The sequence below is a fragment of the Micromonospora fluostatini genome (genome assembly GCF_050410825.1).
GTDB classification, from domain to species: domain Bacteria; phylum Actinomycetota; class Actinomycetes; order Mycobacteriales; family Micromonosporaceae; genus Micromonospora; species Micromonospora rosaria.
In genome coordinates, this window is the sequence record NZ_CP191251.1 from 2,501 (window position 1) to 18,281 (window position 15,781).

9 protein-coding genes and 2 rRNA genes (1 of these 11 only partly in view) are annotated in these 15,781 nt (G+C 70.3%); 7 read left to right on the forward strand and 4 right to left on the reverse strand.

The window, feature by feature from the left end; all coding sequences use genetic code 11:
* Nucleotides 1-2,706 (forward strand): 23S ribosomal RNA (locus tag ACQUFX_RS00010); it begins 406 nt to the left of the window's first position.
* Nucleotides 2,707-2,788: 82 nt separating this feature from the next.
* Nucleotides 2,789-2,905, forward strand: a 5S ribosomal RNA gene (rrf, locus tag ACQUFX_RS00015).
* A 108-nt stretch (nt 2,906-3,013) separates the two neighbouring features.
* Here rrf and ACQUFX_RS00020 read toward each other — a convergent pair.
* Entirely contained in the window at nt 3,014-3,733 is a 720-nt protein-coding gene (locus ACQUFX_RS00020) for a hypothetical protein (RefSeq protein ID WP_428963980.1), read from the reverse strand.
* Nucleotides 3,734-3,802: 69 nt separating this feature from the next.
* On the opposite strand from ACQUFX_RS00020, the gene ACQUFX_RS00025 reads away from it, so the two are divergent.
* The 3 genes from ACQUFX_RS00025 (at nt 3,803) to ACQUFX_RS00035 (ending at nt 8,327) form a co-directional block, all read left to right on the forward strand.
* Nucleotides 3,803-6,421: a valine--tRNA ligase gene (locus ACQUFX_RS00025; protein WP_428963981.1), complete on the forward strand. Its 2,619-nt coding sequence runs from the start codon at nt 3,803-3,805 to the stop codon at nt 6,419-6,421.
* Between the two features lie 185 nt (nt 6,422-6,606).
* Nucleotides 6,607-7,878: a bifunctional folylpolyglutamate synthase/dihydrofolate synthase gene (locus tag ACQUFX_RS00030; RefSeq protein WP_428966807.1), complete on the forward strand. Its 1,272-nt coding sequence runs from the start codon at nt 6,607-6,609 to the stop codon at nt 7,876-7,878.
* Nucleotides 7,875-8,327: a DUF4233 domain-containing protein gene (locus ACQUFX_RS00035; RefSeq protein ID WP_428963982.1), complete on the forward strand. Its 453-nt coding sequence runs from the start codon at nt 7,875-7,877 to the stop codon at nt 8,325-8,327. Before ACQUFX_RS00030 ends, ACQUFX_RS00035 begins: the two co-directional genes overlap by 4 nt.
* Before the next feature lie 18 nt (nt 8,328-8,345).
* Here the strand turns inward: ACQUFX_RS00035 and ACQUFX_RS00040 are convergent, their stop codons facing one another.
* A complete protein-coding gene (locus tag ACQUFX_RS00040; RefSeq protein ID WP_428963983.1) occupies nt 8,346-9,929 on the reverse strand; it encodes a VOC family protein in 1,584 nt (527 codons plus the stop codon).
* A 142-nt stretch (nt 9,930-10,071) separates the two neighbouring features.
* Between ACQUFX_RS00040 and ndk the strand changes: the two genes are divergently transcribed.
* Entirely contained in the window at nt 10,072-10,497 is a 426-nt protein-coding gene (ndk, locus tag ACQUFX_RS00045; RefSeq protein ID WP_067373566.1) for a nucleoside-diphosphate kinase, read from the forward strand.
* An 86-nt stretch (nt 10,498-10,583) separates the two neighbouring features.
* Here ndk and ACQUFX_RS00050 read toward each other — a convergent pair whose 3' ends face one another.
* On the reverse strand, nt 10,584-11,450 hold the full coding sequence (locus ACQUFX_RS00050; protein ID WP_428963984.1) for an RNA polymerase sigma-70 factor: 867 nt from the start codon (nt 11,448-11,450) through the stop codon (nt 10,584-10,586).
* 107 nt (nt 11,451-11,557) lie between these two features.
* Nucleotides 11,558-11,998, reverse strand: a complete 441-nt coding sequence (locus ACQUFX_RS00055) for a carboxymuconolactone decarboxylase family protein (RefSeq protein ID WP_428963985.1) — start codon at nt 11,996-11,998, stop codon at nt 11,558-11,560.
* A 554-nt stretch (nt 11,999-12,552) separates the two neighbouring features.
* Here ACQUFX_RS00055 and ileS point away from each other — a divergent pair.
* Nucleotides 12,553-15,726: an isoleucine--tRNA ligase gene (gene ileS / locus ACQUFX_RS00060; protein ID WP_428963986.1), complete on the forward strand. Its 3,174-nt coding sequence runs from the start codon at nt 12,553-12,555 to the stop codon at nt 15,724-15,726.
* The last annotated feature ends 55 nt before the right edge of the window (nt 15,727-15,781 follow it).

The following is a 15,781-nucleotide window of genomic DNA, read 5'->3' on the forward strand; positions in this document are numbered from 1 at the left end:
ACGGTGAGAGTCCGGTAGGTGAAAGTGGCTGGTCTCCTGTGGGTGTTCCCGAGTAGCGGCGGACTCCTGAAATCTGCCGTGAATCTGCCAGGACCACCTGGTAAGCCTAAATACTTCCTGGTGACCGATAGCGGACGAGTACCGTGAGGGAATGGTGAAAAGTACCCCGGGAGGGGAGTGAAATAGTACCTGAAACCGTTCGCCTACAATCCGTCGGAGCCTTGCGGGGTGACGGCGTGCCTTTTGAAGAATGAGCCTGCGAGTTAGTGGCATGTGGCGAGGTTAACCCGTGTGGGGGAGCCGTAGCGAAAGCGAGTCTGAATAGGGCGATTCAGTCGCGTGTCCTAGACCCGAAGCGGAGTGATCTAGCCATGGGCAGGCTGAAGCGCGGGTAAGACCGCGTGGAGGGCCGAACCCACCAACGTTGAAAAGTTGGGGGATGACCTGTGGTTAGGGGTGAAAGGCCAATCAAACTCCGTGATAGCTGGTTCTCCCCGAAATGCATTTAGGTGCAGCGTCGTGTGTTTCTTGCCGGAGGTAGAGCACTGGATGGTCTAGGGGGCCCACAAGCTTACCGAAATCAGCCAAACTCCGAATGCCGGTAAGTGAGAGCGCGGCAGTGAGACTGCGGGGGATAAGCTTCGTAGTCGAGAGGGAAACAGCCCAGATCACCAGCTAAGGCCCCTAAGCGTGTGCTAAGTGGAAAAGGATGTGGGGTCGCATAGACAACCAGGAGGTTGGCTTAGAAGCAGCCACCCTTTAAAGAGTGCGTAATAGCTCACTGGTCAAGTGGTTCCGCGCCGACAATGTAGCGGGGCTCAAGTACACCGCCGAAGCTGTGGCATTCACATTTTAACCCCGCGGAGGCTTTCGGGTTTCCGTGCAGGTGTGTGGATGGGTAGGGGAGCGTCGTGCCGGGGGTGAAGCAGCCGAGTGATCGAGTTGTGGACGCGGCACGAGTGAGAATGCAGGCATGAGTAGCGAAAGAAGGGTGAGAAACCCTTCCGCCGGATGACCAAGGGTTCCAGGGCCAGGTTAATCCGCCCTGGGTGAGTCGGGACCTAAGGCGAGGCCGAGAGGCGTAGTCGATGGACAACGGGTTGATATTCCCGTACCCGCGAAGGAGCGCCCGTGATGAACCTCGTTGTGCTAACCACCCAAACCATTTGAGACCTTCGGGTTGATGGTGGGGAGGCTGGGAACCTGGCGGGTAGTAGTCAAGCGATGGGGTGACGCAGGAAGGTAGCTGAGCCCGGCCGGTGGTTGTGCCGGGGTAAGCGTGTAGGCCGTGTTGTAGGCAAATCCGCAACACATTGAGGCTGAGACGTGATGCCGAGCCGATTCAGGTGAAGTCAGTGATCCTATGCTGCCGAGAAAAGCCTCTAGCGAGTTCCGAGCGGCCCGTACCCCAAACCGACACAGGTGGTCAGGTAGAGAATACCAAGGCGATCGGGTGAACTGTGGTTAAGGAACTCGGCAAATTGCCCCCGTAACTTAGGGAGAAGGGGGGCCGGAGACGTGAAGCCCCGTGCGGGTGGAGCGTTGTATGGCCGCAGAGAGCAGGGGGAAGCGACTGTTTACTAAAAACACAGGTCCATGCGAAGAAGTAATTCGATGTATATGGACTGACGCCTGCCCGGTGCTGGAACGTTAAGGGGACCTGTTAGCTCTTCGGGGCGAAGCGGAGAACTTAAGCGCCAGTAAACGGCGGTGGTAACTATAACCATCCTAAGGTAGCGAAATTCCTTGTCGGGTAAGTTCCGACCTGCACGAATGGCGTAACGACTTCCCCACTGTCTCAACCACAGGCCCGGCGAAATTGCAGTACGAGTAAAGATGCTCGTTACGCGCGGCAGGACGAAAAGACCCCGGGACCTTTACTATAGCTTGACATTGGTATTTGAGTTAGCTTGTGTAGGATAGGTGGGAGCCGGTGAAGTCCATACGCCAGTATGGGTGGAGGCAATCTTGAAATACCACTCTGGTTGATTCGGGTATCTAACTTCGGGCCGTTATCCGGTTCAGGGACAGTGTCTGGTGGGTAGTTTAACTGGGGCGGTTGCCTCCTAAAAGGTAACGGAGGCGCCCAAAGGTTCCCTCAGCCTGGTTGGCAATCAGGTGTTGAGTGCAAGTGCACAAGGGAGCTTGACTGTGAGACTGACAGGTCGAGCAGGGACGAAAGTCGGGACTAGTGATCCGGCACTTGCGTGTGGAAGCGGTGTCGCTCAACGGATAAAAGGTACCCCGGGGATAACAGGCTGATCTTCCCCAAGAGTCCATATCGACGGGATGGTTTGGCACCTCGATGTCGGCTCGTCGCATCCTGGGGCTGTAGCAGGTCCCAAGGGTTGGGCTGTTCGCCCATTAAAGCGGTACGCGAGCTGGGTTTAGAACGTCGTGAGACAGTTCGGTCTCTATCCGCCGTGCGCGTAGGATACTTGAGAAGGGCTGTCCCTAGTACGAGAGGACCGGGACGGACGAACCTCTGGTGTGCCAGTTGTCCCGCCAGGGGCACGGCTGGTTGGCTACGTTCGGAAGGGATAACCGCTGAAAGCATCTAAGCGGGAAGCTCGCTTCAAGATGAGGTATCCCACCACACTTTGTGTGGGTAAGGCCCCCAGTGAGACGACTGGGTTGATAGGCCGGAGATGTAAGCTCGGTAACGGGTTGAGTTGACCGGTACTAATAGGCCGAGGACTTGACTACGAAGCTGCTACGCGTCCACTGTGCAACTCTTGACAAGCGAACAGCAGACCCGTGTGGGTGTTGTTTGATATGTCGATAGGGTTACGGCGGTTATGGCGGAGGGGAAACGCCCGGTTACATTCCGAACCCGGAAGCTAAGCCTTCCAGCGCCGATGGTACTGCACTCGGGAGGGTGTGGGAGAGTAGGACGCCGCCGGACATTCTTCACGTGAGGGCCACCCCTATGGGGTGGCCCTCACGTCGTTTTTCCCGGACCCGACAACCGGCCGGCCCGGCCCGTCCACCTGGAACGGGCCGGCGACACGGGTCAGGGTCGGGTCTGGATCTTCTCGCGGACGGCCCGGAGCAGGTTTCCCGCGTCGGTGACGGTACGGCCTGGGAACATGGCCATCACCACACTGCCGTGGTCGGCCCAGCCGCACACCGGAAGGTCACCGCCCTCACCGCTGGTGGCGCCGCACTTCATCACCCCGCGGAGGGGGCCGGCGGACACCTCGCGGATGTCGGTGACCTCGCCGGTGTCGCCCGCGGTCAGCGTGAAGAGCGTGTCGAGGTCCCGCTCCGGCTGCCAGAGCAGGGTGGCCCCGCCGAAGACGAGTACCGGCCGACTCTCGTCGTCAGGATCGACGTACACCGCGCCGAAGCTGCGGTCCAGGTCGATCTGGGCGGCGAACCCGCTGCGCAGGTAGTCCGCCGTGCTGCGGGCCCGTTCGCGGTCGTCCCGGACCAGGCTCCCGATCTTGTCGGGGGTGGCCAGGTCGGCGTCCTTCTGCTGGGCCACCCGCCAGCCGGCCACGCCGAGGCTGCCCACGCCGGCCAGCCCGACCGCCAGTGCCACGGCCAGCGCCCAGCGGGCCCGGCGGGACCGGAGGAGCTTTCGCTCGGGCTCGCCGTCCGGGTCGTGGTTGCTGAGCTCGATGGGCTCCTCGCTCAGCTCGATCAGCGGCGCGTTGTCGGCGTAGGGCTGCCCGGTGGCGGGTGCGGACCCACCGGCGGCGGCGCCACCGGTGACGTGTGCGTCGGACATGACCGCCACCGTACGCGAAGCACCGGTGGCGCACGTCGGCTCCGCCGAAGCGGTTCGTAGACTTTGAGGGTGACCGAGAACCTGGATGCCCGACGCCCCGACGCCCCGACCCTCGCCGGCCAGTACCAGCCCGGCGAGGTAGAGCAGCGACGGTACGAGCAGTGGGTAGCCGCCGGCCACTTCCGGGCGTCGGCGGAGAGCGACAAGCCGCCGTTCACCATCGTCATCCCGCCGCCGAACGTGACGGGTGTACTGCACATGGGCCACGCCCTCGACCACACCGTCCAGGACGCGCTGATCCGGCGCAAGCGGATGCAGGGCTTCGAGGCGCTCTGGCTGCCCGGCATGGACCACGCCGGCATCGCCACCCAGAACGTCGTCGAGCGGCAGCTCGCCGGCCAGGGGCTGTCCCGGCACGACCTGGGCCGGGAGAAGTTCGTCGAGCGGGTCTGGCAGTGGAAGGCCGAGTCCGGTGGGGCGATCCTCGGCCAGATGCGCCGGCTGGGCGACTCCGTCGACTGGGACCGCGAGCGGTTCACCATGGACGAGGGGCTGTCCCGGGCGGTACAGACGATCTTCAAGAAGCTCTACGACGATGGCCTGATCTACCGGGCGAACCGGATCATCAACTGGTGCCCGCGCTGCCTGACCGCCCTCTCCGACATCGAGGTGGAGCACACCGACGACGACGGTGAGCTGGTCTCCATCCGGTACAGCGACGACGTGGTGGTGGCCACCACCCGGGCCGAGACGATGCTCGGCGACACCGCCGTGGCCGTGCACCCGGACGACGAGCGGTACCGGCACCTGATCGGCACCGAGGTGGAGCTGCCGCTCACCGGGCGGCGGATCCCGATCGTCGGGGACGCGCACGTCGACCCGAGCTTCGGCACCGGCATGGTCAAGGTCACCCCGGCGCACGACCCCAACGACTTCGAGATCGGCCAGCGCCACGACCTGCCGGCCGTGACCGTCATGGACGAGCGGGGCGTGATCACCGCGCCCGGCCCGTTCCAGGGGCTGGACCGGTTCGAGGCCCGGCCGGCGATCGTCGCCGCGCTGCGCGAGCAGGGCCTGATCGTGGCCGAGAAGCGGCCGTACGTGCACGCGGTGGGGCACTGCTCCCGGTGCAAGACGACCGTGGAGCCCCGGCTGTCGTTGCAGTGGTTCGTGAACACCACCCCGCTGGCGAAGGCGGCCGGGGACGCGGTGCGCGACGGCCGGGTGGCCATCGAGCCGGCCGACCTGGCCAAGCGGTACTTCGCCTGGGTCGACAACATGCACGACTGGTGCATCTCCCGGCAGCTCTGGTGGGGCCACCGCATCCCGGTCTGGTACGGCCCGGACGGCGAGGTGGTCTGCGTCGGCCCCGATGAGGAACCGCCGACCGGCGAGGGCTGGCACCAGGACGAGGACGTGCTGGACACCTGGTTCTCCAGCGCGCTGTGGCCGTTCTCCACCCTCGGCTGGCCGGACCCGACCCCGGACCTGGCGAAGTTCTACCCGACCAGCGTGCTGGTCACCGGGTACGACATCCTCTTCTTCTGGGTCGCCCGGATGATGATGTTCGGCCTCTACGCGATGGACGGCCGGCAGCCGTTCGACGTGGTCGCCCTGCACGGCATGGTCCGCGACGAGTTCGGCAAGAAGATGTCCAAGTCGTTCGGGAACGTGGTCGACCCGCTGGACTGGATCGACCGGTACGGCGCGGACGCCACCCGGTTCACCCTGGCCCGGGGCGCGAACCCGGGCGGAGACGTGCCGGTCAGCGAGGACTGGTGCCAGGGCTCCCGCAACTTCTGCAACAAGCTCTGGAACGCCACCCGGTTCGCGCTGCTCAACGGCGCGCACACCACCGGGCCACTGCCGGCGGCCGAGCGCCTGTCGACCGTCGACCGGTGGATCCTGTCCCGGCTGGCGCACGTCACCGCCGAGGTCGACGAGCAGTTCGAGAAGTACGAGTTCGCCAAGGTCTGCGACCTGCTGTACCACTTCGCCTGGGACGACGTCTGCGACTGGTACGTGGAGCTGAGCAAGCCGGTGCTCGGCGCGGGTGGCGAGGCCGCCGACGTCAGCCGTCGGGTGCTCGGGCACGTGCTGGACCAGTTGCTGCGGCTGCTGCACCCGGTGATCCCGTTCGTCACCGAGGAGCTGTGGACCGCGCTGACCGGTGGGGAGACGGTGCTGACCGCCGCCTGGCCGGTCGCCGACCGTACCCTCGTCGACGACGCCGCGGAGGTCGAGGTCGGCACCGTGCAGCGGGTGGTGACCGAGATCCGGCGGTTCCGCTCCGACCAGGGGCTGCGCCCGACGCAGCGGGTCGTGGCGCGGCTGGACGGCCTGGCCGGGGCGGGCATCGCGGCGCACGAGCCGCTGATCCGCTCCCTGGCCCGGCTGGACACCGGCGACGACGGCTTCCAGGCCAGCGCCACCCTGACCATGCCGGGCGAGGTGAGCGTCGCGCTGGACACCCGGGGCTCGATCGACGTGGCCGCCGAGCGGGCCCGGCTGACCAAGGACCGCGCCGCCGCCGAGAAGGAGGTGGCGCAGGCCAGGGCGAAGCTGGACAACCCGGCGTTCGTCGGGAAGGCGCCGGAGCCCGTGGTGGCCAAGATCCGGGACCGGCTCGCGGTGGCCGGGGCCGACCTGGTCCGCATCGACGCCGCGCTGGAGGCACTGCCCTCGTGACCGACCGTACCGAGCACACCGACGACAACGAGCACACCGACGACACTGACGGTGCCGGCGCGGCCGGCCGGGCCGCCCGTGGCGGGCGCCCGGCGCGGGCGGAGCGTACCGACCGGGGGGTCCGCGCCGGGCACGCCGACTTCGCCGCCGTCGACGCCGAGCTGGCCGGGCGCGGGTTCACCCGGATGGTCTTCGAGCTGGACCGCATCGAGAGCCTGCTCGACCTCCTCGGCAGCCCGCAGCGGGCGTACCCGTCGATCCACCTGACCGGCACGAACGGCAAGACGTCGACGGCCCGGATGATCGACTCGCTGCTGCGGGCGTTCGGGCTGCACACCGGGCGGTACACCAGCCCGCACCTGGAGACCGTCCGGGAGCGGATCAGCCTGGACGGGGAGCCGGTCAGCGAGGACCGCTTCGTCGCCACGTACCGGGAGGTGGCCCCGCTGGCCGGGCTGGTCGACCAGCGGTCGGCCGAGCCGCTGACCTACTTCGACATGACCACGGCGCTGGCGTTCGCGACCTTCGCCGACGCCCCGGTCGACGTGGCGGTGGTCGAGGTGGGCCTCGGCGGCGCCGAGGACGCCACCAACGTGATCCAGGCCGGGGTCTGTGTGCTCACCCCGATCGGGCTGGACCACACCGAGTGGCTGGGCGACACGATCCAGGACATCGCGCTGGCCAAGGCGGGCATCATCCACCCCGGCGCGACGGTGATCTCCGCCGCGCAGGAGGAGGAGGCCGCCCGGCCCATCCTGGAACGCTGCGTCGAGGTGGGGGCGACCGTCGCCCGGGAGGGCGCGGAGTTCGGCGTGCTGCGCCGGTCGGTCGCCGTCGGCGGCCAGGTGCTCACCCTCCAGGGCCTCGGCGGGGTGTACGAGGAGGTCTTCATCCCGCTGCACGGGGCCCACCAGGCGCAGAACGCGGCCGTGGCGCTGGCGGCGGTGGAGGCGTTCCTCGGTGCCGGCGCGCGCCGGCAACTGGACGTGGAGACGGTCCGGGAGGGCTTCGCCACGGCCAGCTCGCCGGGCCGGCTGGAGCGGGTACGCACCGCCCCGACCGTGCTGCTCGACGGCGCGCACAACCCGCAGGGCATGGCCGCCACGGTCACCGCGCTCCAGGAGGAGTTCGCGTTCAGCAAGCTCGTCGGGGTGCTCGGCGTGCTCGCCGACAAGGACGCGGCCAGCCTGCTGGAGCTGCTGGAGCCGGTGCTCGACTCGGTGGTGGTCACCCGCAACAGCTCGCCCCGGGCGATGCCCGCCGCCGAGTTGGGCGCCCTGGCGGCCGAGGTGTTCGGGCCGGACCGGGTGGAGGTGGCCGAGGAGATGCCGGACGCGATCGAGGCGGCGGTGGCCGCCGCCGAGTCCGACGTGCCGGGAGAGCTGAGCGGGGTGGGTGTGCTGATCACCGGGTCGGTGGTGACCGTGGCCGACGCCCGCCGGCTGCTGAAGCGATGACCGGCCCGCAGCGACCCGGCCCCGAGCCGGACGACGTGCCGGCCGAGGCGCCGACCGAGGGGGCGCCCCGCTCCGGGCTGCGTGACCCGGAGCGGGCGGTCCGGGGGCTGGGCGCGGCGACCCTGGGCCTGGAGGCGCTGGTGCTGCTGCTCGGCATCCAGCCGATCCGGGTGCTCGGCGGGGACCTGAGCGGGGCGACCATCGCGGTCGTCGTGGTGATCGCCGTGGCGGCGGTGCTGCTCGCCGGCATGATGCGCCGGCCGTGGGCCTGGCACGCCGGCACCGTGCTGCAGGGGGCGCTGATCCTGTCCGGCCTGCTGCACTGGTCGCTGCTGGCGCTCGGCGTCATCTTCGCCCTGGTGTGGGCGTACGCGCTGCACGTGCGGCGGTTGATCCTCGGGCCCGCCCCCGGGCCGACGACCGGCCGGCGGGGCGGGCCCGACGCCTGACAGGGCGGGGCCGGCGGGTCAGGCCCCGGTGAGGGTCCGCCACTGGGTCAGGGCGATGCCGTGGCCGTCGGGGTCGCGGAACGCCGCCGCCCAGACCTCCAGCTTGGTGCCCCGGTTGACCACCCGGGGGGCGTACGTGAAGCGGAGCCCGTTGTCCCGCAGCCGCTCGTACGCCGCCTGGATGTCGTTGACCTCCAGGTTGACGTGGACCAGCCGGCGGCTGATCGGTGCCGCCTCGCTGACCTCCCGCAGCACCAGTCGGGTGGTGCCGGAGGCGAGCACCGCGTTGCCGGAGCCCCGGTCCACCTCGGTGAAGCCGAGCACGTCCCGGTAGAAGTCCAGGGACCGGGTGAGGTCGGTGACCAGCACGGTGATCCCGACGCCGCTGATCGGGGCGGCCGGGTCGAGGTCGACGGTGTCCGGGTCGTACCCGAAGATCGCCGCGTCGAGGTCGGCGTCGCCCAGACCGGGGTCGGTGGCGCGGGCCGTCGCCGGGTCGTCCAGCGGCAGGTCGATCGGGTCGCTCTCCGGCCGGCTCGTCGGACCGCTGTTCGGTCGGCTCGGCGGGCCGCTGTCCGACCGGGCCGTGGGGTCGGTCGCCGGCTGGTGGACCGGGTCGGCCGGCGACCGGTCGAACGGATCGGACTCCGGCAGGTCGGAGCCGGTGCGCTGGCCGGGGGCCGGCGAGTCGAGCGGGTACCCCGAGCCCTGCCCGGCCGGGACGTCGACCGGGTCCACCGGGTACCCCGAACCCCGCTGGGCGGGCGGGACGTCCACCGGGTCGGCCGGTGCCTCCTGCCGGGTCGCGACGGGGGTGTCGACCCGCTCCTCGACCGGGGGGTCGGGCTGCTCCTCGGCGGGCGGACGGGGGCCGGGGGTGGCCCGGCGGGGCAGCGTCCCGGCGGGCTGTTCGACCAGGGTGCCCTCCAGGACGACCGGGCCGCCCGGACGCTGGTGCACCACCACCGGCTCCCGGCGCTCCGGCCGGGCGCCCAGGTCGTCGTCGAGCGGGTCGAGCACCGGCGGGTCCCGGAAGTCGTCGCGCAGGTCGTCCCGGAGGTCGTCGCCGACCCGGTCGGCCCAGGGCGGGGCCTCCTGCTGGAGCAGCACCTCGTCGACCGGCTCGGCCGCCGCCGCGGCGGCGAACTCGGGCGGCAGGTCGGCGGCTGCCTCGGCGTGGGTGGGCACCTCGTCCCAGAGCACCCGCACGTGCCGGTGGTCGTCGAGGGCGACCCGGATCGGCAGCGTCTGCCCGAGCGACGGCCACTTGGCCACCGGCACCCGGGGCTCGATGATCTTCTTGGTGCGGGGCGGCATCCCCGGCGCGTCGATCACGAGTTGCAGCTCGCAGCGACCGAACGCGTACTGGGTGGGTGGCTCGGAGACGCTGTGCACGTGCCCGACGCCGACCACCCAGGTACGGCCGCCGCCTTGCACGGTGCCCAGCGCGATCGCGAGCGCCACCAGGGCGACGCCGAGCGCCACGATGGCCCAGCTCGTCATGCCCAGACCGAACAGCACCACGAAGGTCGCCACGGTGCCGAGCACGGCGGCGATCAGCTTCCGGACCGGCGCGATGGGTCGACTCCCGCCATTCGCCACAGTGGACCTCCCTGGGGTCGGGACCAGGCTAGGCCGGACCGGTGACGGAGCGGAAGAGCAGCCGCCGCGCCGGTGGCCGGACCGGGTCGCTACGCTGACCGTACCCAGCCAGACCGCCTTCGGCGTACAGGAGGAACCCAGCGTGTCCAGCAGCAGCCCGGACGAGCGCACGCTTGTCCTGATCAAGCCCGACGCCGTCCGGCGGGGCCTGGTCGGCGAGATCGTCTCCCGCTTCGAGCGCAAGGGGCTGCGGATCGACGCCATGCAGACGCGGACCCTGGACGGGGACTTCGCCGACCAGCACTACGCCGAGCACGTGGACAAGCCGTTCTACCCGCCGCTGAAGGACTTCATGACCAGCGGGCCGCTGGTCGCGCTGGTGCTCTCCGGCGACCAGGTGATCGACGTCGTGCGGGGCATGATCGGCGCCACCGACGGGCGCAAGGCCGCCGCCGGGACCATCCGGGGCGACCTCGCCCTGTCCAACCGGGAGAACCTGGTGCACGCCTCGGACTCGCCGGACAGCGCCAAGCGCGAGATCGCGCTCTGGTTCCCCGAGCTGGGCTGAGCACCGCCGCAGGAGCTGTCGGGCGGGGCCGGTCGGCCCCGCCCGTGGTGTCTCGACCCGACCGGTCGATCACCCGCCCGGCCGGCTCAGCCGCCCGCCGGCACCCCGGTCAGCCGGGCCACCTTCTCCGGGTTGCCCACCACGTACAGCCCGGTGATCCGCCCGCCGGCGGCGGCCACGGTGACCGCGTACCGCCGGCCGTCGGGTCGGTGCAGCAGCAGACCGGGCTGGCCGTTCAGCTCGACCGGGGTGGCCAGGAACAGCGGCCGGCGGGGGCCGTAGATGCCGGCGAAGAAGCGGGCGACCCGGTCGGCGCCGGAGACCGGCCGGCGGGCCGCCGTGACCCGGCCGCCCCCGTCGGTCCACGCGACCGCGTCCGCCGCCACGAGGTCGGTCAGCCGGGCCAGGTCGCCGTCGCGGGCGGCGGCCAGGAACGCGTCCAGCAGCCGGCGCTGCTCGGCCGGGTCGGCGCTGAACCGCCGGCGGTCGTCGGCGATCCGGGCCGCCGCCCGGTGGTGCACCTGCCGGCAGTCCGCCGCCGGGCGGTCCAGGATCTCGCCGATCTCGGCGTAGGGCAGCGTGAACGCGGTGCGCAGCACGTAGACCGCCCGCTCCGGCGGGGTCAGCCGCTCCAGCAGGTGCAGCAGCGCCACGGAGAGCGAGTCGCGCAGCTCCGCGTGTTCCAGTGGTCCGAACGGTGCGGTCGCGGTGGGGACCGGCTCGGGCAGCCACGGCCCGACGTACGTCTCCCGGGCCGCCTGTCGTGCCCGGAGCCGGTCGATCGACAGCCGGGTGACCACCCGGGACAGGTACCGGCGGGGTTCGGCCACGGCCGCCCGGTCGACGCCCAGCCAGCGCAGGTACGCCTCCTGGAGCACGTCCTCGGCGTCGGCGAGGCTGCCGAGCATCCGGTACGCCAGCCCGAGCAGCATCGGCCGGTGCGCCGTCAGCACCCCGGCCGCCTCCTCCTGCCCGGGGCCGGTCTCCGGCCCCGTCGACGTCCCGATCCCCGTCGTCCCGCCTCCCGTCGTCCCGGTCCCCGTCGTTGCGCTGCTGCCCGTTACTCCTGCACCGGCGGCTGGAGCCGGGTGGCCGCCACGATTCGGTTCCACACGTTGATTGTGGCGATCGCGACCACCAGGTCCGCCACCTCCTTCTCCGACCAGACCCGCGCGGCGGCGTCCCAGACCTCGTCGGGCACCCCGTGGTCGCCGAGCCGGGTGAGCGCGTCGGTGAGCGCGAGCGCGGCGCGTTCCCGCTCGTCGAAGAAGGGCGCCTCGTGCCAGGCGGCCACGGCGAACAGCCGCCGGCTGGACTCGCCCGCCGCGAGGGCGTCCCGGCTGTGCATGTCCACGCAGAACGCGCAGCCGTTCAGGACCGAGGCGCGCAGCTTCACCAGGTGCAGCACGGTGTGCTCGACGTTCTCCCGGCCGTACCGCTCGAGCCCGAGCACCGCGCGGTACGCGGCCGGCGCCACCGCCTCCAGGTCGATCCGACTCATGATGTCCTCCCGTCGCTTGGGGTCCACACCCCCACGACGTCCCCCGACCCCCCGAACGTGACCACCCCCCACTGTGACCCCCACCACCCCACCCCCACCCCACCCACCCCACCCACCCCACCCCACCCACCCCACCCACCCCACCCACCCCACCCACCCCCCGCCCCCTCCCTGCCGGCGGTGATCATGGAGTTGGCGGTCTCGGCTAGCGCCCTGGGCCGCCGCCAACTCCATGATCAACCCGCGGGGGCGGGGGTGGGGTGGGGGTGGGGGTTACTTGGGGGCGGGTGGGGGTGGGGTCGAGTAGGCTGGGCGGGACAGTGGCGACGATCCGGCCATCACCGGGGAGCCTCCGGAAGAAAGGGCGTCCGCGCCCGAGTAGAACCGGACGGGTCCGGCCCGTCACAGCCGGCCAACGAGCGGGCGGTCGATCTCGGCCGCCAAGCGGGGTGGTACCGCGGGCCTGTCCCGGGGGCGCCGGCACGGCGTACCCGGTCCGGGTTCGTCCTCGCAGACCCACACGACAGTGAGCTGCACGAGGAGAGCGACCCCCGATGGCCTATCCGTTGCACGACCCGACTGCCGCCGGTGTGCCGGCGAGCCCCGACCTGCCCGCGGTCGAGCGCGGGGTGCTGGAGCACTGGGCGGCCGACAAGACCTTCGAGGCCTCCGTCGAGGCCCGGCCGGCCGGGGTGGACGGGGACAACGAGTACGTCTTCTACGACGGCCCGCCCTTCGCCAACGGCCTGCCGCACTACGGCCACCTCTTCACCGGGTACGTCAAGGACGTGGTGCCGCGCTACCAGACCATGCGCGGCCGGCACGTCGAGCGGCGGTTCGGCTGGGACTGCCACGGCCTGCCCGCCGAGGTGGTCGCCGAGAAGCAGCTCGGCATCACGAGCAAGGCGGAGATCCTCGACCTGGGGGTGGCCCGGTTCAACGAGGCGTGCCGCACCTCGGTGCTGGAGTTCACCCACGACTGGGAGCGGTACGTCACCCGGCAGGCCCGCTGGGTCGACTTCGGCAACGACTACAAGACCCTCGACCTGGACTACATGGAAAGCGTCATGTGGGCCTTCAAGACCCTGCACGACAAGGGGCTGGTCTACGAGGGCTTCCGGGTGCTGGCGTACTGCTGGCGCTGCGAGACGCCGCTGTCGAACACCGAGACCCGGATGGACGACGTGTACCGGGACCGGCACGACCCGGCGCTGACGGTCTGGTTCGAGCTGACCGGTGACGAGTCCGCCCCGGAGCCGGTGCGCGGGCCGGTGCGGGTCGGCGTCTGGACCACCACGCCGTGGACCCTGCCGTCGAACCTGGCGCTCGCCGTCGGCCCGGACATCGAGTACGCGGTGCTGGAGCGCGACGGCCAGCGGTACGTGGTGGGCGCGGCCCGGGTCGCCGCGTACGCCAAGGAGCTGGAGGGGTACGAGCGGGTCGGCACGGTGTACGGCCGGGACCTGGTCGGACGCCGGTACACGCCGCTCTACGACTTCCTGGTCGAGCAGGCCGGGGAGAACGCGTACCAGGTCCTCGGCGCGGAGTTCGTCACCACGGAGGACGGTACCGGGGTGGTGCACCTGGCCCCGGCCTTCGGCGAGGACGACCAGAACGTCTGCACCGCGGCCGGCATCCCGACCATCGTCACCGTCGACGACCACACCCGGTTCACCGCCCTGGTCCCGCCCTTCGAGGGGGAGCAGGTCTTCGACGTCAACAAGCCGGTGATCCGGCAGCTCAAGGAGCGGGGGGTGGTGCTCAAGCAGGACACCTACACCCACTCCTACCCGCACTGCTGGCGCTGCGACACGCCGCTGGTCTACAAGGCGGTGTCGTCGTGGTTCGTCGCGGTGACCCGGTTCAAGGACCGGATGGTCGAGCTGAACCAGCAGATCAACTGGACGCCCGGCCACATCAAGGACGGCTCGTTCGGCAAGTGGCTGGCCAACGCCCGGGACTGGTCGATCAGCCGTAACCGGTTCTGGGGCTCCCCGATCCCGGTGTGGCGCTCCGACGACCCGGCCTACCCCCGGGTCGACGTGTACGGCTCGCTGGCCGAGATCGAGCGGGACTTCGGGGTACGCCTGACCGACCTGCACCGGCCGGCGGTGGACGAGCTGACCCGTCCCAACCCGGACGACCCGACCGGCCGCTCGACCATGCGCCGGGTGCCGGAGGTGCTGGACTGCTGGTTCGAGTCCGGGTCGATGCCCTTCGCCCAGGTGCACTACCCGTTCGAGAACCGGGACTGGTTCGAGCACCACTACCCGGGCGACTTCATCGTGGAGTACATCGGGCAGACCCGGGGCTGGTTCTACACCATGCACGTGCTGGCCACCGCGCTGTTCGACCGGCCGGCGTTCCGCAACTGCCTCAGCCACGGCATCCTGCTCGGCTCGGACGGGCGCAAGATGTCCAAGAGCCTGCGCAACTACCCGGACGTGTACCACGTCTTCGACTCGTACGGGTCGGACGCGATGCGCTGGATGCTGATGTCCTCCCCGGTGCTACGCGGCGGGGACATGGCGGTGACCGAGGCGGGCATCCGGGACGCCGTCCGGCAGGTGCTGCTGCCGCTGTGGAACGTCTGGTACTTCTTCTCGCTCTACGCCAACGCCGACGGCCACCGGGCCAAGCGGAAGGTCGACACTGAGCCGACCAGCGGCGGCCCCGCCGCCAGCCACCTGCTCGACCGGTACGTGCTGGCGAAGACGCGGGAACTGGTCGAGACCGTCCAGGGGCAGATGGACGCGTACGACATCTCCGGTGCGTGCGCCACCGTCCGGTCGTACCTGGACGCGCTGACCAACTGGTACGTGCGCCGGTCGCGGGACCGGTTCTGGTCCGGTGACGCGGACGCGTTCGACACCCTCGCCACGGTGCTGGAGACGCTCTGCCGGGTGGTGGCGCCGCTGGCGCCGCTGACCGCCGAGGAGATCTGGCGCGGGCTGACCGGCGAGCGGTCGGTGCACCTGACCGACTGGCCGTCGGTGGACGAGTTCCCGGCCGACCACGAGCTGGTCGCCGCGATGGACGCGACCCGGGAGGTCTGCTCGGCGGCGCTGTCGCTGCGCAAGGCCAAGGGCCTGCGGGTGCGGCTGCCGCTGGCGAGGCTGACCGTGGCCTCGCCCCGGGCCGAGGCGCTGCGCCCCTTCGCCGACCTGGTCGCCGACGAGGTCAACGTGAAGGAGGTCGAGTTCTCCACGGCGGTCGCCAGCTACTGCCAGCAGGTGCTGACGGTGGTGCCCCGGGCGCTCGGCCCCCGGGTCGGCAAGCAGGTGCAGCAGGTGATCCGGGCGGTCAAGGCGGGTGACTGGGAGCTGGTCGACGGCGCCCCGGTCGCCGCCGGGGTCACCCTCGCCGAGGGCGAGTACGAGCTGCGCCTGGTCGCCGCCGACGCGGAGCACTCCGCGCCGCTGCCGGCCGGTGAGGGCGTGGTGGTGCTGGACACCGAGGTCACCCCGGAACTGGCCGCCGAGGGGTTGGCCCGGGACGTGGTCCGGGTGGTGCAGCAGGCCCGCCGCGACGCCGACCTGGACGTCTCGGACCGGATCGTGCTGCTGCTCGCCGCCTCCGAGACGGTCCGAGCGGCGGTGTCGGCGTACACCGACTTCGTCGCCGGGGAGGTCCTGGCCGGGTCGGTCGACTTCGCCGACGGGGTCGAGGGCTTCACCGGCGAGGTCGGTGACGGCGAGCAGGTGACCGTCGCCGTCCGCCGCATGTAGGTGTGAGCAGGGGCCCCTTCTCGACGTTTCCGGTGGAGGAGGGGCCCCTTGTCGA

Coding starts and splice junctions, on each gene's coding strand:
- ACQUFX_RS00020 (WP_428963980.1), bottom strand. CDS start 3,733: ATGTCCGACGCACACGTCACCGGTGGCGCCGCCGCCGGTGGGTCCGCA.
- ACQUFX_RS00030 (WP_428966807.1), top strand. CDS start 6,607: ATGGTCTTCGAGCTGGACCGCATCGAGAGCCTGCTCGACCTCCTCGGC.
- ACQUFX_RS00035 (WP_428963982.1), top strand. CDS start 7,875: ATGACCGGCCCGCAGCGACCCGGCCCCGAGCCGGACGACGTGCCGGCC.
- ACQUFX_RS00055 (WP_428963985.1), bottom strand. CDS start 11,998: ATGAGTCGGATCGACCTGGAGGCGGTGGCGCCGGCCGCGTACCGCGCG.
- ileS (WP_428963986.1), top strand. CDS start 12,553: ATGGCCTATCCGTTGCACGACCCGACTGCCGCCGGTGTGCCGGCGAGC.